The 22,566-nt window shown below is 38.7% G+C and carries 18 protein-coding genes and 1 riboswitch; of the genes, 13 read left to right on the top strand and 5 right to left on the bottom strand.

The annotated features are described in order from the left end of the window. Positions 1-4: 4 nt before the first annotated feature. The 13 genes from BTHG_RS22460 to BTHG_RS22400 all read left to right on the top strand — a co-directional run bounded on the left by BTHG_RS22460 (position 5) and on the right by BTHG_RS22400 (position 17,001). Positions 5-1,480, top strand: a complete 1,476-nt coding sequence (locus BTHG_RS22460) for a glutamate synthase subunit beta (protein WP_010284793.1) — start codon at positions 5-7, stop codon at positions 1,478-1,480. Between the two features lie 18 nt (positions 1,481-1,498). Continuing rightward, a complete protein-coding gene (locus BTHG_RS22455; protein WP_010284792.1) occupies positions 1,499-2,740 on the top strand; it encodes an LL-diaminopimelate aminotransferase in 1,242 nt (413 codons plus the stop codon). 15 nt (positions 2,741-2,755) lie between these two features. Further along, entirely contained in the window at positions 2,756-3,631 is an 876-nt protein-coding gene (gene dapF, locus BTHG_RS22450; protein WP_010284790.1) for a diaminopimelate epimerase, read from the top strand. A 20-nt stretch (positions 3,632-3,651) separates the two neighbouring features. Continuing rightward, positions 3,652-4,977, top strand: coding sequence for a type I glutamate--ammonia ligase (gene glnA / locus BTHG_RS22445; protein ID WP_010284788.1), 1,326 nt, complete (start codon positions 3,652-3,654; stop codon positions 4,975-4,977). A gap of 46 nt (positions 4,978-5,023) precedes the next feature. Then, positions 5,024-6,874 (top strand): asparagine synthase (glutamine-hydrolyzing), encoded by a 1,851-nt coding sequence (asnB, locus tag BTHG_RS22440; protein WP_010284787.1) that lies wholly within the window; start codon positions 5,024-5,026, stop codon positions 6,872-6,874. 59 nt (positions 6,875-6,933) lie between these two features. Next, a complete protein-coding gene (locus BTHG_RS22435; RefSeq protein WP_010284785.1) occupies positions 6,934-8,232 on the top strand; it encodes an ammonium transporter in 1,299 nt (432 codons plus the stop codon). Positions 8,233-8,235: 3 nt separating this feature from the next. Beyond that, a complete protein-coding gene (locus BTHG_RS22430; protein WP_232284514.1) occupies positions 8,236-9,237 on the top strand; it encodes a DUF294 nucleotidyltransferase-like domain-containing protein in 1,002 nt (333 codons plus the stop codon). Next, positions 9,234-9,965 carry an exonuclease domain-containing protein gene (locus BTHG_RS22425; RefSeq protein ID WP_010284782.1) on the top strand — a complete coding sequence of 244 codons (732 nt, stop codon included), beginning with the start codon at positions 9,234-9,236 and terminating at the stop codon, positions 9,963-9,965. Before BTHG_RS22430 ends, BTHG_RS22425 begins: the two co-directional genes overlap by 4 nt. Before the next feature lie 274 nt (positions 9,966-10,239). Beyond that, a complete protein-coding gene (locus BTHG_RS22420) occupies positions 10,240-11,535 on the top strand; it encodes an Nramp family divalent metal transporter (RefSeq protein WP_232284513.1) in 1,296 nt (431 codons plus the stop codon). A 373-nt stretch (positions 11,536-11,908) separates the two neighbouring features. Further along, positions 11,909-13,459: an NADH dehydrogenase subunit 5 gene (locus BTHG_RS22415; protein WP_010284770.1), complete on the top strand. Its 1,551-nt coding sequence runs from the start codon at positions 11,909-11,911 to the stop codon at positions 13,457-13,459. Continuing rightward, positions 13,440-16,055, top strand: coding sequence for a DUF2309 domain-containing protein (locus BTHG_RS22410; RefSeq protein ID WP_010284769.1), 2,616 nt, complete (start codon positions 13,440-13,442; stop codon positions 16,053-16,055). The genes BTHG_RS22415 and BTHG_RS22410 overlap by 20 nt, the downstream gene beginning before the upstream one ends. A gap of 51 nt (positions 16,056-16,106) precedes the next feature. Beyond that, positions 16,107-16,472: a DUF2294 domain-containing protein gene (locus BTHG_RS22405; protein WP_010284768.1), complete on the top strand. Its 366-nt coding sequence runs from the start codon at positions 16,107-16,109 to the stop codon at positions 16,470-16,472. A 28-nt stretch (positions 16,473-16,500) separates the two neighbouring features. Next, positions 16,501-17,001, top strand: coding sequence for a carbonic anhydrase (locus tag BTHG_RS22400; RefSeq protein WP_026021941.1), 501 nt, complete (start codon positions 16,501-16,503; stop codon positions 16,999-17,001). A gap of 90 nt (positions 17,002-17,091) precedes the next feature. Here BTHG_RS22400 and BTHG_RS22395 read toward each other — a convergent pair whose 3' ends face one another. The 5 genes from BTHG_RS22395 to BTHG_RS22375 form a co-directional block, all read right to left on the bottom strand. Next, on the bottom strand, positions 17,092-17,754 hold the full coding sequence (locus BTHG_RS22395) for a methionine ABC transporter permease (protein ID WP_026021940.1): 663 nt from the start codon (positions 17,752-17,754) through the stop codon (positions 17,092-17,094). Next, the gene (locus tag BTHG_RS22390; RefSeq protein WP_010284765.1) at positions 17,738-18,778 is read right to left on the bottom strand and encodes a methionine ABC transporter ATP-binding protein; all 1,041 of its coding nucleotides are present in this window, start codon (positions 18,776-18,778) and stop codon (positions 17,738-17,740) included. Before BTHG_RS22390 ends, BTHG_RS22395 begins: the two co-directional genes overlap by 17 nt. Before the next feature lie 140 nt (positions 18,779-18,918). Then, the gene (locus BTHG_RS22385) at positions 18,919-19,755 is read right to left on the bottom strand and encodes a MetQ/NlpA family ABC transporter substrate-binding protein (protein WP_010284761.1); all 837 of its coding nucleotides are present in this window, start codon (positions 19,753-19,755) and stop codon (positions 18,919-18,921) included. Positions 19,756-19,829: 74 nt separating this feature from the next. Further along, positions 19,830-20,939, bottom strand: a complete 1,110-nt coding sequence (locus BTHG_RS22380; protein ID WP_010284760.1) for an iron-containing alcohol dehydrogenase family protein — start codon at positions 20,937-20,939, stop codon at positions 19,830-19,832. Between the two features lie 93 nt (positions 20,940-21,032). After that, a riboswitch (SAM riboswitch) is annotated at positions 21,033-21,150 on the bottom strand. Between the two features lie 130 nt (positions 21,151-21,280). Then, positions 21,281-22,408 (bottom strand): phosphoglycerate dehydrogenase, encoded by a 1,128-nt coding sequence (locus BTHG_RS22375; protein WP_010284759.1) that lies wholly within the window; start codon positions 22,406-22,408, stop codon positions 21,281-21,283. Between the last annotated feature and the right edge of the window lie 158 nt (positions 22,409-22,566).

Below are 22,566 nucleotides of genomic sequence, written 5' to 3'. Positions count from 1 at the left end.
ATAGATGGGAAACATAACAGGGTTTATCGACCATCAAAGGAGTTCAGTGCGCTATCGTAACCCAATAGAAAGGGTTAAAGATTGGAATGAAATTGCTCAGCTGCCATCTGAAGATATTTTGCAAAAACAGGCTTCTCGCTGTATGGATTGCGCTGTACCCTTTTGTCAAAACGGCAGTGTGCTAGCAGGTATGACGACGGGATGTCCAATTTATAACTTAATTCCAGAATGGAATGATCTCGTTTATAAAGGGAGATGGAAGGAGGCCTACGAACGGTTAAGCCGGACGAATCCTTTTCCTGAATTTACTGGACGCGCTTGCCCAGCTCCTTGTGAAGGTGGTTGTGTTGCCTCGCTTGCCAATGATTCGGTCACCATTAAAAACATTGAACGAGCCATTATTGATAAAGCATTTGGAGAAGGATGGGTTCAACCTCAAATTCCTTTCCAACGAACAGGGAAAAAGGTAGCCATTATTGGCTCAGGACCTGCTGGACTCTCATGCGCAACCACTTTAAATCAACAAGGACACACAGTGACGGTTTACGAACGAGCTGATCGGATTGGCGGCTTGTTAACATATGGAATTCCTAAAATGAAAATTGAGCAACAAGTTGTTGATCGCAGAATTAAGTTAATGCAGGAAGAAGGAATTCAATTTATTCCTAATACGGAAGTAGGTAAACAAATCTCAATGGAACAATTGCGCTTAGAAAATGATGCGGTTGTCCTTTGTATTGGCTCTACTCGACCGCGAGACATGAAGATTCCGGGCAGGGAGTTTGAAGGCATCCACTTTGCAATGGATTACTTGCATGGAAATACGAAAAGTCTCCTTGATTCTCATTTTGCTGATGAAAATTTTATCTCAGCAGAAGGTAAAGACGTCATTGTCATTGGGGGTGGAGATACCGCGACAGACTGTGTATCTACTGCGATACGTCAAAATTGTAACAGTCTCGTTCAGTTTGATATTTATCCAGTACGACCTACTTCCCGGGCTGGCCACAACCCTTGGCCGCAGTATCCAATTATTCATAAAGTGGATACCGGACAGGAAGAGGCAGCTAGTGTATTCGGGCACGATCCGAGAGAGTTTGCTACAACATCACTTGAGTTTGTTAGTGATGAAAATGGAAATGTAGCAGGGGTCAAAAGTGCGGAGATTAAAACAGTAAAGGAAAATGGTCAAAAAATAAGAGAAGTGATACCCGGAACGGAAAAAAAGTGGCCAGCCCAATTGGTTTTACTAGCCATTGGCTTTGAGGGTCCCGAAACTAAAATGTTCAGTGATACCAATATTACGGTGGATAACCGTTCTAATATTGCAGTAAATAAGGGCACATATCACACACATGAAGAAGGTGTCTTTACTGCGGGTGATGCTCGAACAGGTGCAAGTTTGATCGTTTGGGCGATACAGGAAGGAAAAGAAGCAGCTATGGAATGCCATAATTTCATCATGAGAAAGATGGCGTAAGAGTTTGGGGGAAACAATATGTTGGAAGTTGATTATATACAAAGTCTATTTGCAGACCGAATAGGTGGATCTCAATTTGGCTTAAAAGATGAAATCTACAAATTTGAAAAAATAAAAAGAGCAAAGCGGGAAGCGATGCAAAGAAATCCCGGGAAAACCTTAATCGATCTCGGTGTCGGTGAACCTGATGCAATGGCGGATGATAGGGTAGTAGGGATTTTAGCAGAAGAAGCAAAAAAACAAGAAAATCGTTTTTATGCGGATAATGGAATACTTGAATTTAAGCAAGCTGCAGTGGCTTATATGAAAGAAGTGTTTGGGGTCGATAATCTTGATCCTGAGTCCGAGGTCAATCATGTGATTGGCTCAAAGTCAGCATTGGCCATGTTGCCAACAGCGTTTATCAATCCTGGCGATATGACAATCATGCCGTCACCTAATTATCCAGTTTTAGGAACGCATACTAAATACCTTGGTGGTGAAGTTGTTTATTTACCAATTTCCGAAGAAAACTCATTTCTTCCAAGACTAGATTCATTGTCTGATAGTGTATTGAAAAAGTCTAAGTTACTCTATTTAAACTATCCAAATAATCCAACAGGTGCAGTAGCAACCCGAGAATTTTTTGAAGAGGTTGTGGAATTCGCTAAAAACCATGAGCTAATTGTCGTTCATGATGCTGCATATGCTGCACTTGTGTTTGATGGTGAAAAGCCACTTAGTTTCTTATCTATTCCTGGGGCGAAAGAAGTAGGGATCGAATTACATTCTTTATCAAAGTCATTCAATATGACGGGATGGCGCATCGGCTTTATAGCGGGTAATGCCAAACTTGTTTCTGCATTTGCAACGGTCAAGGATAATAATGATTCGGGTCAATTTATCCCAATTCAAAAAGCTGCAGCCTATGCTTTGTCACACCCTGAAATAACGAAACAAACGGCTGAGAAATATTCGCAGCGCCATAATCGTTTATCTACTATCTTGCGAGAATGTGGATTTAACGCAAATAAACCAAAAGGCTCCTTTTTCTTATATACAAGAATTCCTAGAGCGGTAGAAAACGGTCCAGAATTTCATTCTGCAGAAGAATTTAGTCAATATTTAATCAATCAGCACTTAATTTCCACTGTTCCATGGGACGACGCAGGCCCATATGTACGATTTTCAGTTACTTTTCAAGCAAATGATTGGGAGGAGGAACAAAAAATCTTTGATGAAATAAGAGTAAGGCTATCTAGTTCCAAATTCATCTTTTAAGGGGGGGAATAACAGATGAATTTTACAAAGATGCACGGATTGGGCAATAATTATGTCATTTTTAATCAGTTGGACGATCCAAATAATGTTCTAGACGAAGAGAAATACTCTGAGCTATCAAGAAAGGTTTCCGACGTAAACTTTGGGATAGGTTCCGATGGTATCATTCTTATTTGCCCTTCTCAGATGGCTGATTTTAAAATGAGAATCTTTAATGAAGATGGTTCTGAGGCCAAGAATTGTGGAAATGGGCTACGATGTGTTGCCAAGTTCCTCTTTGATCACATGTATGCAACGCGACCACGCTTTACCATTGAAACATTGGGTGGTGTTGTCAGTGTGGAGGTCGAACTGGATCATAAACAATCTGTTCAATACGTTAGTGTGGATATGGGTGAGCCGAAGCTTTTAAAAGGAATGATTCCAATGGAAGGCGATCCATTCAATACAGCCATCAACGAACCCCATGTCTTTGGTGACGAAGAGTATCATTTGACCTGCGTCTCGATGGGCAATCCACATGCAATCATCATTGTTGACGATGTAAAGGCAGTTCCATTAGAAGAAATAGGACCTGTCATAGAGCATGCCAATCTATTCCCAGATCGCGTAAACGTAGGAATTGTTCAGATTAAAGGTTCTCAGGAGATAGATTACCGAGTATGGGAAAGAGGTTCAGGAATCACAATGGCTTGTGGTACAGGTGCTTGTGCTGCAGTAGTTGCCGCAACAATGAATCAATTCCTTGCTAAATATGAGCCAATAACGGTACATCTTCCTGGAGGGGATTTAACCATCAGGTGGGATGAACAAGGCCATGTTTGGAAAAGAGGAGAAGCTGCTTATATATGTCATGGAGAATTAGAAATGGAACATTCTGTTTTTAAATAAAAAATAGGGAGAGTTGAGATATGAATAGAGAAAAAGTAATGGAATTGGTAAAAGAGAATAATGTTCGTTTCATTCGCTTACAATTCACCGATTTATTTGGAACGATTAAAAATGTCGAAATTCCAGTAAGTCAATTAGAGAAAGCATTAGACAATAAAATGATGTTTGATGGTTCATCGATTGAGGGTTTCGTGCGAATTGAAGAATCAGATATGTATTTATACCCTGACCTAGACACATTTGTTATTTTTCCTTGGACAGCAGAAAAAGGAAAGGTAGCCCGATTCATCTGTGATATCTATCATCCAGATGGAACTCCATTTGATGGAGATCCACGTAGTAATCTAAAAAGGATTTTAAAGGAGATGGAGGAACTGGGGTTTACCGACTTCAATGTTGGACCTGAACCTGAATTTTTCTTATTCAAACTAAATGAGAAAGGGGAACCAACACTAGAATTAAATGATAACGGAGGCTATTTTGACCTAGCACCAACCGATTTAGGAGAAAACTGCAGACGTGATATTGTATTGGAACTAGAAGAAATGGGCTTTGAAATTGAGGCATCCCACCATGAAGTTGCACCGGGTCAACACGAAATTGATTTTAAATATCAATCCGCCTTAAAAGCTTGTGATGACATTCAAACATTTAAATTAGTTGTAAAAACAATCGCTCGTAAACATGGTCTGTTAGCCACGTTTATGCCAAAACCATTATTCGGTATTAATGGATCGGGGATGCACTGTAATTTAAGTTTATTTAAGGGTGGAGAGAATGCTTTTTATGATCCAAATGGGTCTCTGGAAATGAGTGATACAGCTAGGAATTTTTTAGCAGGGATATTAAAACATGCTCCAAGTTTCACTGCTGTAACAAATCCAACGGTTAATTCTTATAAAAGGTTAGTTCCAGGATATGAGGCACCGTGTTATGTAGCATGGTCAGCACGAAATAGAAGTCCACTTATTCGTATTCCAGCTTCGCGTGGCTTAAGTACTCGTGTAGAAGTTCGTAGTGTAGACCCTGCCGCAAATCCTTATCTAGCAATGGCTGTCTTACTCGCTTCAGGTTTAGATGGAGTTAAAAATAACCTAATCGCTCCAGAGCCAGTAGATCGAAATATTTATGTGATGTCTAAAGAGCAACGTGAGGAATATGGCATTATTGACCTGCCAGCTACATTGGCACAAGCCCTTGAACTATTAAAGTCAGATGAAGTTGTCACGAATGCTTTAGGTAATCATTTATTTGGACATTTCGTAGAGGCAAAAGAAATCGAATGGGATATGTTCCGTACTCAAGTCCACCCTTGGGAACGTGAGCAATACATGACTCAATATTAAGGGAAATCGCATCTTAGAAAAATCAAAAAAGGGTGAGTGATGTCTTGTGTGTGGAATAGTAGGATGGGTAGATTGGCATCAAGATTTAACACAACAGATATCTGTCATAAAAAAAATGGCAGATACCTTGTCTAAACGAGGTCCAGATGATTTAAATGTTTGGAGTTCACAGCACATTTCACTTGGGCATTCACGACTTACCGTTGTCGATCCAGTTGGCGGTGCTCAGCCAATGCAAAAGGAAAAAAACGGGCGTGTTTATAAGATGGTCTATAATGGAGAGCTTTATAATACGGAAGATATTCGGAAGGAGTTATTGAAAAGGGGGCACTCTTTTCAATCTTATTCCGATACGGAAGTGCTACTCACAGCATATATCGAGTGGGAAGAAAAGTGTGTAGAACATTTAAATGGAATATTTGCCTTTGCTGTTTGGGATCAAGGCAAAGAACAGGTCTATATTGCAAGAGATCGTCTAGGAGTGAAACCTCTGTTTTACCATCAACAAAATGGATCTCTATTATTTGGGTCAGAAATCAAGGCCATACTGGCGCACCCAAAGATAAAGGCTGAGGTCGATCAGGAGGGACTAAAAGAAATATTCGGCTTAGGTCCTTCTCGAACTCCCGGTCATGGTGTATTTCGAGGGATTCATGAACTCCGCCCAGCACATGCATGTATCTTCACGAAAAACGGTTTTAAACAATGGCGATATTGGAATGTGGAGAGTCAAAAACATCAACACTCCCTTGATGAAACAGTCGAGCGAGTTTCATTTCTAGTAAAAGATGCAATCGAACGTCAGTTAGTTGCCGATGTTCCGGTTTGTACCTTTTTATCGGGAGGAATTGATTCAAGTGCGATTAGTGCGATTGCTGCCGACTATTTTATGAAGGAAGGACGGGGACAACTACACACATATTCCATCGATTATGAACAAAACAACCAATATTTTAAAGCAAATTCTTTTCAGCCAGATGAAGACGCACCATGGATTAGGAAAATGGAACAATTTTTAAAAACAAAACATCATCCATGTGTTATTGATCATGAAAACTTAGTAGATTACTTGGATAAGGCCGTATTGATGCGAGACTTGCCTGGAATGGCTGACGTAGATTCGTCACTATTATGGTTTTGCGAACAAATTAAACAGGATTACACTGTTGCTTTATCAGGAGAATGTGCGGATGAAATTTTCGGAGGCTATCCATGGTTTTATCGGGATGATATTTTACATGCTAATGGATTTCCATGGATGAGGTCACAGGAGGAAAGGCAGCAACTATTGCTTCCACACTGGCAAAAGAAACTAAATGTAAAAGAATATGTAATGGAGCGGTATAACGAAACGATTGCTGAAGTCCCTCCGTTAGAAGGAGAAGCACCGGTTGAAGCTCGCCGACGGGAAATGTTCTATTTGAATATGATATGGTTTATGCCTACATTACTGGAACGAAAGGATCGGATGAGTATGGGGGCAAGCTTAGAAGTGCGCGTTCCATTTGCTGACCATCGCCTTGTTGAATATGTATGGAACATCCCTTGGGAAATGAAAATGCTAAATGGCCGTGAGAAGGGAATTTTACGAAAGGCGTTAGAAGGTGTCCTCCCTCATGATGTTCTCTATCGCAAAAAAAGCCCATATCCGAAAACCCATCATCCAACTTACATGAAACGAGTAAAGACGAAGTTAAATACCATTCTAACCAATCATTCTTCACCCATATTAGAAATCATTTCAAAGCAAAAAGTCAAAGATATCATCGATTCAGACGGCTCTTCTTTCAAAGTCCCTTGGTTTGGCCAGCTTATGACTGGTCCACAACTTATCGCACACCTTTCTCAAATTAACACATGGCTTGAACAATACAACATTAACATTGTAGATAACTAATAGTGTTTCAGGGGCTTGCCCCCTGTACATATAAAAAAATAAAAAGGGAGGAACAAAAAATGGATAATTTGTTTTACTTAAATAGTGTTTGGATTATGATAGGAGCTATTTTGGTCATTTTCATGCAAGGTGGATTCATCTTGTTAGAAACAGGGTCGACACGGATGAAAAATGCGGGCCATATTGCAGGAAAGACGATATTTTCTTTTGGCATTGCCTCAATCGTTTTTTGGGCAGTAGGCTACGGATTTATCTTTGGTGAAAATGGAAACTTTTTCGTGGGCATGTCAGACTTTTTCTATCCAGGTACAGAGGTGGAAGGTAGTCCATATTCAACAACTGCTTTTTTTGTATTCCAGCTCGCATTTGCAGGAATCTCGTTAGCAATTGCATTTGGCGGCTTCGCAGAAAGGGCGAAACTATCAGTGTATCTTATGTTTGCGGTGCTATTTTCAGCATTAGTATACCCAGTAATCGCTCATTGGATTTGGGGTGGTGGTTGGTTAGCAGAGCACGGGAAACAAGATTTTGCAGGATCGACAGTTGTACATTTAACCGGTGCAATGGCAGCTTTAGCAGCTACTATTCTATTAAAACCTAGAATAGGCAAGTATAACACTGATGGAACTGCCAATAATTTAAGTGGACATAATCAGGTTTATACGGCTTTAGGTGTATTAATTTTATTTATTGGTTGGTTTGGGTTCAATGCAGGCAGTACGTTAGGAGTAGAAGATGGATTCTTTGCCTTTGTTGCTCTAAATACAGCTTTAGCCGCAGCAGCTGGAGCGATTAGTGCCTTACTTATTTCATGGGTTGTATTGGGTAAATCTGATATCCCGACAATGTTGAATGGAACATTAGCTGGTCTTGTCGCTATTACAGCATCATGTGCATTCGTAGAAACATGGGCGTCAGTAGTCATCGGGTTTATCGCAGGAATCATGGTTTTCTATAGTGTTAGATTCTTTGAGAAACGAAATATAGATGATCCAATTTTCGCTCTTTCTGTTCATGGAATTGCAGGTGTATGGGGAACCTTATCAACGGGCTTTTTCGCTACCCCAGAACTAGCAACAGTAGGTCAAGCGGGACTATTTTATGGTGGAGGATTCGGGCAGCTTGGAGTTCAAGTAATGGGGATTACTGTATCCGCAGCTTATGCATTTGGTGTATCCTTTTGTCTAATACTCTTAATTAAAAAAATAGTAAATGGGCTTAGAGTAACAGAAGAACAAGAGTTGATTGGACTTGATATGAGTGAGCATGGTAGTTATGGCTATCCAGAAGCATTTTCGAAAGACTCGCAAACTGTCATATTAACCAACGTTCTATCCTCTGAGCCATTAAAAGAATAAGGAATGACAAGCGATAACATGCAAGGGTACCTTGAATCCTATCAATCGATAAAAGAATGGCGTAATGCCAATGTGTTAACACATCAAATGGGTTCTGAAAAGTTACAACTTTATCATGACTTTGTTATAAAAAATGTGTTTGAGGTTACATTGAATGAAATGAGTAAAGACTACGGCCCACCGCCTTGTACCTATACCTGGTTTGTTATGGGAAGTGCGGGTAGATGTGAACAGGCTGTCATTAGTGATCAGGATCATGGCATCATATTTGAAAAGGATAATGAGGCAACAGCTTCGTATTTTTTGGTATTTGGGCAGATGCTTAGTTCAGCTTTACGGGATGTTGGTTACCCTTTATGCGAAGGAAACGTAATGAGTTCCAATCCATTATGGTGTCAATCGTATCGAAATTGGGAAATACAACTAAAAAAGTGGATGAGAGATAATACGTGGATATCGTATCGAAATGTATTAATTTTCATGGATGCGAGAGTAGTGGTTGGTGATGAAAAAGAGATACGATTTTTAAAAGAGATTGTTTATCAAATCATTCAGGAGCAACCAACCATTTTAGAAAGATTAGTAGAAAATACGAAGTACACTGTAAAAGGGGTTGGTTTGTTTAATCAGTTTTTGACTGTCTCATCTGGTCCTTATACAGGATATATTGATTTAAAAACGACTGCTGTTTTTCCTTACGTTAACGCTATTCGTATACTTTCAATACTAGAAAAAATAGAAGCAACATCAACGATTGCTCGAATTGAAGCCCTTCGTTTACGAGAAATGTACAAGAAGATGCTGATTACTCATTATTCTAATTTTAAAAAGCTGATGCATTATCGGTTCCTACATGGTCATGCGAAAAGTTATGAGGATATGCGTTATCTTAATATAAAAGGGTTAACTAAATTAGAGAAGCTTGAAATAAAGCAGATTATAAAAGATATAGAAAAACTCCAAAGGTTTACGGATATGATGGTACAAGGGGCAATAAAACAATGAAAGATAACCCTTTGGTTCAATTTATGAAACAGTTTCATGGTAAAATTTCCTCAAATATTTATACGTCTTTGATGGGAAAAACGGATCCAAAACATCTTGCTTTTTTAAGGAACTTGGAAAAAGAACTGGAAATCGAAAAAAGTTTGTATGTCCCGTTACATGAACTAAATGTTGTCGCATTTGATTTTGAAACGACGGGCTTTTTCCCAGAACAAGGCGATCAAATTCTATCAATTGGTGCAGTGAAAGTAAAAAAGGGCGAAAAGAGTGGTAGCGATACGTTTTATTCACTTGTTCACAATAATAATAATCTTTCTCCTGATATTAAACGGTTAACAGGACTAGATGAATCAGATTTACAGGATGCTCCAGACTTGTCTGAAGTACTAATCCGCTTTTATCAGTTTGTTCAAAGTGATACCCTTATTGCACATCATGCTAGTCACGAAAAAAAGTTTCTGCAACACGCCAATTGGAAGTCGTTCAAAAAACCTTATAAACATCGAATCGTTGATACATCATTCGTGTTCAACATAGTTGTTCCAGATAATAATATTGTGAGTCTTGATGATTATTGCACATTTTCGGGGTTAGAAATTCGAAACCGACATCATGCTTTAGGTGATGCAATAATGATTGCTCAGTTGTGGCAACTTTATATTAAGGAACTTAGTAATGTAGGTTGCTACACTTTGAATGATGTCTATGAAAGACTAGCAAGACGATAAAAACCCAAGGAGTTTAGACTTATCCTTGGGTTTTACTTATGCAACTTATCTCCTATTCTCTTTTAAGAGAAGTTTTAGATTTTACAATTTGTAAAACAACTAATGAATATTTTTTTACACTATTTCCAATGGACTGACAGTAATATCGTGTTAAGATTGTATATATTTAGAATATTAATAAAATTTATACAAGAAAGGAGACGATACTGAAATAATAATGGTGAACTTCTATTAGTAGTAAGTTTTACAACAAAAACGAATAGAAAATGGCGTGTTGGATGATTTGGAAACGAAAGTGGAAAGAACCTATGAAACAGTAGTTAATCCACCATCAACTTTAAAAGGGAAGTTATCGTATATTGGCCCGGGAATCGTTGTGGCTGCAACTGGTGTAGGTGCAGGGGATTTAATTATGGCATCGATAGCAGGTGTAAATTACGGTCTAATGCTATTGTGGGCAGTTTTTGTTGGGGCAATCATAAAGTTTATTCTCAGTGAAGGGATAGGACGTATGTATCTTGCAACGGGTAAGACATTCTTACAAAGTTGGCATTCCTTAGGCTGGGTGGCTACTTCATATTTTTGGGGGTATGCCATTTTATTTGGAATCATTTATGGCGCTGCCGCTCCCACAGTTTGTGGTATGGTTTTAGCCGCATTGTTCCCTGGTACCCCTGTCTGGTTAGGAGCGATTATATCCTCCGTAGCTGGTTTTATATTAGTTTGGTTTGGTCGTTATAATTTATTAGAACGGATTATGATGGGGTTTGTTGGATTGATGTTTATTACTGTTGTTGGTTCCGCTATTATTATTTTGGCTAGTGCAAATGACGTAACATATCAAGTAATCCCATCTGTACCAAAAGGGTCATTTACGACAATACTCGGACTAATTGGCGGTGTAGGAGGTTCGATTACATTAGCTTGTTATGGATATTGGCTACAGGCAAAGGGATGGAAGGGCAAGAGTTGGATAGCAACGATGAAGGTAGATAACGGCGTAGCCTATACAGTAACAGGAATCTTTGCTGTAGCAATCATGATTATTGCAGCTGAGTTATTATTCGGTACTGGTACGACCATAAATGGAAACCAGGGTCTACTTGGACTAGCGGATGCTTATGGAAAGAGATTCGGTAATATTGCACGTTGGGTCCTACTAGTAGGATTCTATGGAGCGGTCTTTACGTCTGTTTTAGGGCCGTGGCATGGTATCTCTTATCTGTTTGCAGACTTTGTACGAATCGTACGGAATAAAGGAAAGGAAAATAACGAGTTAAATCAACCAATCTCTGAAAAAGATCCAGCTTATCGTACATATTTGACATGGATGACTTTTCCCCCAATGTTACTTCTTTTATTTAACGAGCCTGTTGCAGTTGTTTTTATTTATGGCATTCTCGGAGCAATATTTATGCCGGCGCTTTCGTTGGGCTTACTGTACTTATTAAACTCAAAACAAATTGACTCTGTTTATCGGAATAGAAAAGCTAATAATCTATTTCTAGTATTAATTATTTTACTCTTTGTATATCTAGGTGGAAGCGAACTTTTAGATATGCTATTATAAGACTGTATTTATTTTTTACTTGACATAACTATTTACGGAATAGTAAAATATATTACACAATTTAATGCTTGTTTTATTTCTATAAATATAAGATTTCTTTAGCATAGGAGTTAATCATTTTTTATTGGCTATATGAAAAAGGTAATCTATAAAAATAGAAATTTAGAGCGAAATGAAAATGATGAAAAATGCTTATAGAAACGGTAGACTATAAAAAAACCTAAAAAGGGTTAGTTTAAAAGTAAACCGACAATTTTCAGCGTTTAATGACGTATGTCCATTAAACATTGAGATTGTCGGTTTTTTTATTTTTGTTTTTAAGAAAACAGGTATTGGATACGCCAAGGCATAGTTGAGTAGAGGGGAGAGGCACATGTTATATTCATTAAACTTTGAAACGTTACATTCACTATTTTTTATACTGCTTGCACTTTCAGTTTGTAGTGCATTCATTTTCTTACACCCAAAGGTTTCGTTGAATTATGTTCGAATTCACATTGGCATCATCTCATTGCCTCCACTATTTTCGGTATTATCCCTTATTGTTAACAACGGCAGTAAGGTTGTTGGGCCGTGGCAGTTTGATTCCTTATCTTGGCTTTTAGCGACTTTTGTTCTTACAATCGGGTTAGTTGTACAGCGCTTTTCAGTTCGTTACCTGCTGGGGGATCAATCTTATCGTAAATATTTTGTGTTACTGACGCTCACAACAGTGGTAGATTCCCTTGCATGGTTTAGTGATGATCTTCGTTTGTTAGTTCTTTTCTGGGGGATTACCCTCCTTGGTTTAACCTTGCTTATCGGACTGAGAAAGGAATGGCAGGTGGCTAGAAATGCTGCGAAAATTTCTGGACAGCAATTTTTGATAAGTTGGCTTATCTTGTTATGTGCGATACTCTGGGTTACTCAAACCACAGGGCACTGGCAACTGTCCCTTGCACTTACAGAAGACAACATAACACTGCTTGGGTCATGGGAGAAAACAGGTATTAACTTACTTATTATCTTGTCCGTCATTATTCCCGCAGCACAGTGGCCTTTTCAACGTTGGTTATTAGACTCAGTTGTTGCCCCTACGCCAATTTCTGCTGTCATGCATGCAGGTATTGTTAATGCAGGAGCGATTGTATTATTTCGTTTTGCACCCATTTTTAGTGGTGATGTCGCACAAATAGTTCTACTTGTAATTTCTAGTATATCGGTATTGATTGGAACAGGTATGATGCTAGTTCAAGTTGATTACAAACGGCAATTAGTGGGCTCTACAATTGCACAGATGGGTTTCATGCTCATTCAATGTGCACTAGGTGCTTATGTAGCAGCAATTATTCATGCTGTATTACATGGATTATTTAAGGCGACTCTCTTCTTGCAAGCAGGAAGTGCGATTCATCAAAAAACGCAACAGTCCAGATCACCTCAACCACCGTCATTGTTATGGACGATAACTGGAGCAGTAGTAGGATTATTCGTGGGAGTTTGTTATTTGTTAACATCTCATGGAGAGACTTATCAGTTCATAAGTGCCTTCATTATTGGCTGGTCCGTTTTTTATGCATGGAAACAACTTATTGCTTCAGGGTATGGGTATATCGGTCGGATTGTTGGGTTCTCGCTATTCCTAGTATTAGGAGTGATATTTATCGCCCTACACGCTGCGTTTGTAAGTCTATTGCATGAAACGATTCAAACCGTAGAACAGCCACCTATACTTGCGGCGATTATCCTTCTTGTTATCTTGATAGCTGGTAGTATATTCGCAGCTTGGTCAGTTCGGCATCGGTCATCAAAAGTATATGTGGTTATGTATCTTTGGCTTGTAAAATTGAGTGAACCTCGATATGACTCGGTGGATAGCCATCCAACCTATCTAACACGATTTACTTTTAAGGGGGGAATGCATGATGAGTACCACATTAGCTAAAAATCTTTATTTGGAAAAAAATATAGAACTTGTTCACCTTGATACGAATGAATTAGTGGCATCGGCAAGTAAAGTGATAGCTCCGCTCGGACCCATTCATACGTTTGCGGCACGAAGTCCTTGGACAGGCTTAGAACAACAATCATTTGAACAAGTCGCACGTCGGCTTTCTACTGTTTGTGATGTAAATATATATCCTAGTGACTCTATGTTAGAAGACGCATGGAACCATGGCGAGATAAACCTTGAATTTTTAGAAATAGGGCTTACCAAATGGCTTGATACACAGTCTTTTGAAGTATCGCGTGAAGAAGCTGAACAATATTGCAAAGCGATTCTATTTAATGAGGCGTCCCCGAAACGATTGGCCCCCTCCGAAATAAAAAGACTTATCAAGAAAGTAAGCCAATTGAACTATCAGCTTAGAGAAAAACATCCGGTCTGCACATATAGTCAGCAATTGGAGAAGTTAGGTGACGGAAGGGTAGCCAAAGAGCTAGACTATCATCTCATTAAGTGGTGTAAATTGTTTTTAGACGAGTCACAGGATGCGTGGTCCATGCCAAATCGTGAGGAAGGTTTTTATCGTGCATGGCGAACACTCGCTACATTAGATCCTGCACTTCACGCTACAGTGAGAAGGCAGCTAAATGAATTGCCTTATGATGCTGATTTAGCATTAAAGGAAGTACTTACTAAACTAGAGATTCCTCATTTGGATTTACAGGAATATCTTGAAGCCCACTTACTTTCCTTGCCGGGATGGGCAGGTATGATGCTTTGGCGCTCACAGCAATCGCTAGAGGATAAAGATCTGCTTTTAGATTATGTCGCGGTTCGAGTTTCTATGGAGTGGGCGTTACTCCAACCATATTTACCATTTAAGGAACAGAAAAATATAGCTAAAATTGATTTAGAACCATTGATTACTACTTGTGTTACTTACAGTAGTCTGCCAATGCAGGAGTGGAATCAACTGCCCTTATCGGAACTTAAAGCCCGTTTACTGCTTGGATATCGTTTTGATAAGATAATTCGTCGGCGACTTTGGATGGAAGCATGGGAAAAAACGTATGAGCAACAATTGATGGAGAAAATGGTAAAGAAGCCGATTGAAACGGCTAAAAACACAAGTCCAATCTTGGCACAATTTGTCTTTTGTATTGATGTTCGCTCTGAGCCTTTTCGTCGTAAACTGGAAGAACAAGGTCCTTTTGAAACGTTCGGGACAGCTGGTTTTTTTGGATTGCCGATTGAAACGAAAAAGCTGTGTAGTAACCATGGTCACAAATCCTTGCCAGTTATGCAAAACCCGAAACTAAAAGTAATCGAATCTTTACCTGAATCAGAGTTGAAACTGCATAAACAACGCATTCATGCGGCCCATTCACCAGGAGGCACATTTAAGACGATGAAACATAATTTGCTTTCAAGCCTTGTATTGCCAGAAATAAGTGGCCCATGGCTAGGATTGCACACTTTGGTTCGGAGCTTTCTTCCGCGGAGTACAGATTCAGCCTTTCGCAAAGTTCGTAATAAATGGCTACGTACCTCCCAAACTAAACTCTCGCTGGACCATATGCATCAGGTTGAATCAGAGATACCAGTTGGATTTTCCGAAGAAGAGAAAGTGCATTATGTAGAGCAGGCTTTAAAGATGATGGGGCTTACCGAAAACTTTGCTCCTTTCGTTGTTATTTGTGGACATGGAAGTCGAAGCAATAATAACCCGTATGCTGCAGCTTTAGACTGTGGAGCATGTGGGGGAGCATCAGGTGAATTTAATGCAAGGGTACTCGCGGCTTTATGTAATCTTCCGACAGTAAGAAAAAGTCTTGCTGACAAGGGTATTTTTATTCCAAATGATACTGTATTTGCAGCTAGTGAGCATATCACATCACTTGATGAACTTCACTGGCTTTATGTTCCCGAACTCTCAGATGCGGCGAAAAGGGCTTTTGAACAAGTTAAACAAGTACTTCCAAAAGTGAAACATGAGGCAAACAAAGAGAGAATCAAGCAATTACCCAATATCGACTTGAGGGGTAAAGAACCAAGTTTAATAGCAAAACGTTTAGCAGATGATTGGAGTGAGGTGCGTCCTGAATGGGGGCTTGCACGTAATGCAGCCTTTATAATCGGAGAACGTGCTCTTACGAAAGACTGTAATCTCAGTGGAGAAGTTTTTCTTCATAATTATTCTTGGAAAAAGGATAAAAATGGTGATTTGCTAGCAAATATAATTGCAGGTCCTGGAACGGTTTGTCAATGGATTAACCTGCAGTACTATGCGTCTACTGTTGCTCCACATTATTATGGTAGTGGAAATAAGGCGACCCAAACTGTCACATCAGGTCTTGGAGTCATGCAGGGGAATGCTAGTGACTTATTAGCTGGGCTTCCTTGGCAATCAGTTATGAAATCAGATAAAGAAATTTACCATAAACCATTAAGGTTATTACTTGTCATCCAAGCTCCAAGAGAATATGTGGAACGGCTGCTTGGAAATGATACAATCTTTCGCCGAAAAGTCCAAAACGGATGGATTCGACTTGCATCTATTGATCCAGAAGGTCACTGGGAAAGCTGGTCTTAATCGCTTTTCCAGCACCTCCAATTTTACATATGAAAGAAGGAAAGAATCGTGTTGGAAAAGTCAAAAGGAGCAATTGAAGCGGAAATTAGTAAAGAATTAACCCATTGGGAAAAAAGTTATCTTGGGCGTGGATCAGTGTCTGTTAAGTCAGATATTTTAAGGGACATGATTATTGTTGTCTTGCGAGGTATTTTAACCCCTGCAGAATATTCACTATGTAAAGATGAACGGGGGCTACTAGCTGTTAAACAAAACCGAAATAGCTTGGTAGAATCTGGCGTTGAAGAGTTAAAGAATATTGTTTTTACTGCCACTGGCCAAGAAGTGATAAGTTTTTACACTGATATAAGTACAAAAACAGGGGAACGTGTCATTGTTTTCAAACTTTCAACAGATTTGGAGAGTCAATTATCATAGAAATATTAATCTAAACGGGGTGAATGCAATGTACTCAGACAAAAGAAAGAATGTGTTGTTTGTAGCAGCAATGGAATGCAAACCGGAATTCTTAACGAAACATGTAAACCATATAAACCCAGAGGATATAATCATCCTGCGTAGTTATGAGGGGGGAGTTTTACAACCTTTCGGCGATGTCATGAGAGATATAATCATCGCGGTCTATCATAAAAATATTGAAGAAATATTTGTTATCGCCGCTAAAAATGAGCAGCACCCTTTAGAGGATATCCTTAGCAAGTTAGCTGACAACCATGATTTTCAAGAGAAACTTCAAACATTAGATTACCTTTTTAAAAATAATATACCAGAACTGTCTGGTGCGAGTACAAGAGAATGGTTAGAAGGACATAAAACAGCCATGGACTTTGTGCAAAAAAGTGTAAATACCATCCGCAATCATCCACTAATTCCATCTGATGTAAGAGTTCACGGATTATTTATGAATAGGGAAACCGAAGAAATGTCTGAGGTAGGGGTTTTCTAATTAACTATGAAAATATAAATTTATACAAAAGAAGCAAGGGACAAAAACCCTTGCTTCTTGACGTTATCATAGTAAATACCTTTGTGAAAGTTAATCCTTCTTCAATCGCGATGCCAAACGGTTACCAGCTGATTGGAGTCCTTGGACTAAAATAATTAGCAATATAACGGTAATATACATGATGTCCACTTCATAACGGAGATGCCCGTAGCGGTAAGCAAGGTCTCCAAGTCCGCCACCACCAACTAACCCTGCCATGGCGGATGCACCAATAAGACCAATAGTTGCAATGGTTAAGCCAAGAATAATTGATGAACGGGACTCTCTTACTAGAACATGCCATATAATATGCCGAGTCTTTATTCCCATTGCCTCATAGGCTTCTAATACTCCCCGGTCTACTTCTAATAGAGCCGTTTCCATTAATCTTGCAATATATGGAGCTGTATACACAACTAATGGAACAATAACGCCTTTTACACCAATTGATGTCCCAACAATAAGCTTTGTAAAAGGAAGGATGAAAAACAATAAAATGATGAATGGGACGGAACGAATAATATTTATAAGGATGTTTACTATTTGATAAACATACTTATTAGCTAATGCCTTATCTGGTCTTGTTAAAACAAGCAATATTCCTAGTGGTAGACCAATTAGTATGGAAATCCCTAATGAAATTCCAACCATTTGGAAGGTTTGGATAGTAGCTTCCCAAAGGTCACTACCCCAAAGTTCAAGAAATTCTTCTATTCTTGCTTTCACTTTCTTTCACTCCTTCCACATGTACTTGATGTTGTTCTAAGAAAGTTAGGGCTTTTTCAATTTCCGCTAAGTCACCTTTTAAGTGAATCAATAGCTGTCCGAAGTTCTCTTCCTTTAAGCGGGTAATGCTTCCCGATAAAATATTTGGATAAACATCAAATTTCTTACTGATTAAAGCTAAAGCTGGTTCACCTGAAAATTCTCCAAAGAAGGAAAGGGTGACTACTTGGCCTGATTCGTTTAAAGTGTTCAGCATATCATCTGGAATCTTATGTGAAAATAGGCTATTAACAAATCTTTTTGTTGTATGATGTTGAGGGGATGTGAAAATCTCTCGCGTTGTTCCTTCTTCAATAACCTCTCCATTTTCCATAACAGCAACCCGGTCACATATCCGTTGAATTACATTCATTTCATGAGTAATAAGTAAAATGGTAATCCCAAGTTCTTTATTAATTTTTAATAATAAGTCTAATATTGCTTCTGTTGTATCTGGATCAAGGGCACTTGTTGCTTCATCACTTAACAGTATCTCAGGTTCATGGGCTAATGCACGTGCAATCGCTACTCTTTGCTTTTGTCCACCTGAAAGCTCAGAAGGATAGGCATTATGCTTTTCTTCGAGTCCTACAATACGTAAATATTTCGTAACCCGTGTTTCGACTTCATTTTTGCTTAAGCCAGTTAGCTTTAATGGAAGTGCAATATTTTCGTAGACTGTTGCTGTTTTCAATAGATTAAAGCCTTGGAAAATCATTCCGATTTGTCCTCGAGCTTCACGGAGTTTTCCAGTTGAGAGCTTTGTTAAATCTACATTATTCACGATTACAGACCCTGAATCAGGCTTTTCTAGAAGGTTCACACATCTGATAAGGGTACTTTTTCCCGCACCACTATAACCAATCACACCATATATCTCGCCTTTTTTTACTGAAATAGAAACATCTTTTAAAGCGTGAATCGAACCTTGTTTAGCTGTAAACGTCTTTGAGATTCCCACTAGTTCAATCATTTGTAAAACTCCCTTCTTTGCTGGTATAGCATCCTTTTTAAAGATAAAAAGGTTTGTAGTAATCATCCTACGTTAAAAACTAGTATTGCTAGTAAGGAGGACGCAGTAAAAAGGTTACCGCGTCCTCCTCTCAAAATTTCTTACCAAGATGGAACAACAGATCCGTCAAATTCTTCCTCAACGAATTTTGCTATTTCTTCACTGCGATAAATATCCGCTAATTTCGTAATAATTTCATCATCTTTATTTTCAGTTCTTACGGCAGCGTGGTTTACAAATGGAGAATCCTTAGGTTCGATAAAAATAGCATCCTTGGATGGTGTAAATCCTGCTTCAATCGCAAAGTTCGTATTAATCGCTGCAGCATCAAGTTCTTCTAGTTGACGCGCAATTTGTGCAGAGTCAAGTTCAATGAACTCATAATTATTTTTGTTTTCCTCAATATCCTTAACAGTTGAGTTAAGGCCAGTATCTGGGTTTAATTTAATCAGACCAGCTTTTTCAAATAGTAATAGTGCACGTCCGCTGTTTGTAGGGTCACTAGGTAAACCAATTTTAGCGCCATCTTTTAGCTCCGCAATATCCTTTACCTTTAATGAATAAACTCCCATTGGGAATGAAACAGTGTCAAATGATTTGACAAGGTCTAATTTTCGGTCTTCTTTAAATGCGTTGAAGTATGGCTCCGTTTGGAAGATATTTAAATCAAGCTCTCCTTCGTCTAAAGCAACATTCGGCATTACATAGTCTGTAAAGACTTTGATTTCGATATTTAGGTCTTCTTTTTCGGCAAGCTCTTTTACTTTTTCAAGGATTTGTTCGTGAGGACCTGCTGTTACCCCAATAACTAGCTTTTCATCACTATATAAACCTTCTGCTTTTTCGTCCTTTGAACCACTTGACTCATTGCTTCCACCACAAGCTGCAAGAGTCGAAATAATTAAAACAAGTATACTAGCTAACAACCACTTTTTCATGTTTTTTCCTCTTTTCGTTGTATATTCATATTTTATCAGATTTAGATTTTTTCAGATATCTGTAATATGTAGGTTTAATCAATTTTTGTGAAAGTAAGATCTTCCACGTTACGTATAGCTGATAAGAGTGCATCTTCTGAAATATTGATATCCATAAAATGGATAGACTCCTGTGGGAGTGTTGCTTTTCTTATGATTTTTTCTAAAAGAGTGTGGTTCTCCGGATTAATCGTTAAGTCTGCTAGACTTACTGGAAGCCCCCACTCATGATAATAGCTTGATAGTCTTAAAAGCTCTTGCTTTTTGTTTTCTAGTGCTAATTGGACCAGTATTCCATATGCAACTAGCTCACCGTGTAAAAAGTTTCTAGCTTCATTTGCTTCAGTGAGGCCATTATGAACGGAATGTGCACCTGCAACTCTTCCTGCCTTACCACCGAAGCCACCTACCATACCACCCGTCATAATAATGGCCTCAATTACTCTAATTAACGCATCAGAGACGATCCCTTCAGATGCAGATTGAATGGCGGTTGTGGCATCCTTTAGCAGAACATCTCTACAAATGGATGCTGAAAGCTGTGAAACCTTAAGCCACACCGGTAGTTCTTGGTTTTTGAAGAATGAAGAAATCAAAGCATCTGCTTCATAAAACTTCGCAAGTGTATCACCAATTCCAGCGCGTAAGTATTTTATTGGAGCTTTGGCAATTACAGCGGGTTCAATAAGTACTAAAGTATTGGCAAGAGGGAATTCCGTATAGTGTGTGAAAACCCCATTGTGGTCATAAAACACACTAAGAGGAGTCCATGCTGCACAAGTTGATGCAATACTTGGAATCAAAATTGATTTAATACCTGCTTTTATAGCGGAAGCCTTAGCAATGTCCAATGCTGTTCCGCCTCCAATGCCAATCACCGCATCAATTGAATTCGCTACTAACTGATCAGATATCGTTTCAACCTTCTGTAAAGTGCAGTGGCCCTTTATGAATGTAATATTTGAACTGGAGGTTTTTGCTATTGTCTCCGGCAAATAGGGGTGAACTGCATTCCAGGACTTATTACCGCAAACTATATGAACTTTTTGAACCTTGAGTTCAGATAAAAGGATTTCCAATTCCTTAAGGACGCCTTCACCAATTCTATAATGACCTGGTGCTCCTTTAACTAATGTTATAGACATCTATTCTTTCCCTCCATTCGTGTAGGTAAATGACCATAAAATAAAAATGCCTCTCATAAAGAGAGGCATGCAAATACTTTAAAAGTAGCACCTCTCTTATTTTTCAAAATACAATGTATTTTGCAGGATTTAGCACCTGTTCATGCTTAGGTTAAACATGAATGGTTGCCGGGCTTCACAGGGCCAGTCCCTCAGCCACTCTCAATAAGAGAATATTTATTAAATTTAATATTTTGATATTAAACTTGATTTAAAAGTAAGTCAATATTTTTTTATCAAAATTGTCAAATCTAGAGGGTAAAGGTAACGGAAGTACCATGTTTCTATAGTTAGCTTTTTTCTTAAATCACACGTGCAGAAATGATTCCGCTAATTTGCTTGATGTTTTTTAGTAAGCCAGGAACAATCTCGCCATTAACTTCATTATCAATGTCAATCATTGTATATGCATATTCGCCACGGCTTCTGTTCACCATGTCAGCGATATTTAACTCATAGTTAGAGATAGCAGATGTAATTTGACCAACCATGTTTGGTACGTTCTTATGGAAAGCTGTCACACGTGTTTTTCCTGTATAAGGAAGTGCTGCATTTGGAAAATTAACTGAGTTTTTAATATTTCCAGTTTGCAAATATTCTCTTGTTTGACGAGCTGCCATTATCGCACAGTTTTCTTCAGATTCATTTGTTGAAGCACCAAGGTGAGGTGTACAAATTGTATTTTTCATCTTTAACACATTTTCGTTTGGGAAGTCGGTCATGTATTTTCCAACGATTCCATCTTCAAGTGCAACGGCCATATCGATTTCGTTCACAAGTTCTCCACGAGAGAAGTTGATAATGTGAACACCTGGCTTCATAATGCTGAATGTTTCTTTGTTGAACATCCCTTTTGTATCTTTAGTTAATGGCACATGTACAGTTATATAGTCAGACTCAGCGAATAGCTGTTCAAGTGACATTGCACGCTGAACATTACGTGAAAGATTCCATGCTGTATCAACTGAGATGAATGGGTCAAATCCGATTACATCCATATCTAGATCAAGTGCATCGTTTGCAACTAGAGCTCCAATTGCACCTAAACCAATAACACCTAAAGTTTTGCCTTTAATTTCTTTTCCGACAAATTGCTTTTTGCCTTTTTCAACAAGTGCTGGTATTTCATCACCTTTGTCTTCCAGTGTTTTTGTCCATGAAATACCTGCAAAAAGATTACGGGATGTAGCCATTAAAGAAGTTAAAACCATTTCTTTTACTGCATTAGCATTTGCACCTGGCGTATTAAAAACAACAATCCCTTTTTCAGTGCACTTTTGAATTGGAATATTATTGACCCCAACACCAGCACGTGCAATTGCCTTTAAGTTATCGCCAAGCTCTAAATCATGCATATCAAAGCTACGAACCACAATAGCGTCAGGGTTCTCACTTTGATTATCGATATTAAATTGTTCACTGTTGAACACTTTTAGCCCGCTTTCAGCAATATTATTTAATGTTTTAATTGTGTTTACTTTTTTTCAACAAGTGTGCTCATCTCGTTTACCTCTCCCTTAATCATAGATTCAAAGTTGGAAAACCATATAATACGAATTTACGTAAATCTGGATCTGCTGTAGTTAAA

It is taken from the genome of Bacillus timonensis (genome assembly GCF_000285535.1).
GTDB lineage: Bacteria > Bacillota > Bacilli > Bacillales > Bacillaceae_L > Ferdinandcohnia > Ferdinandcohnia timonensis.
This window is presented reverse-complemented; position numbering and strand designations above follow the sequence as displayed.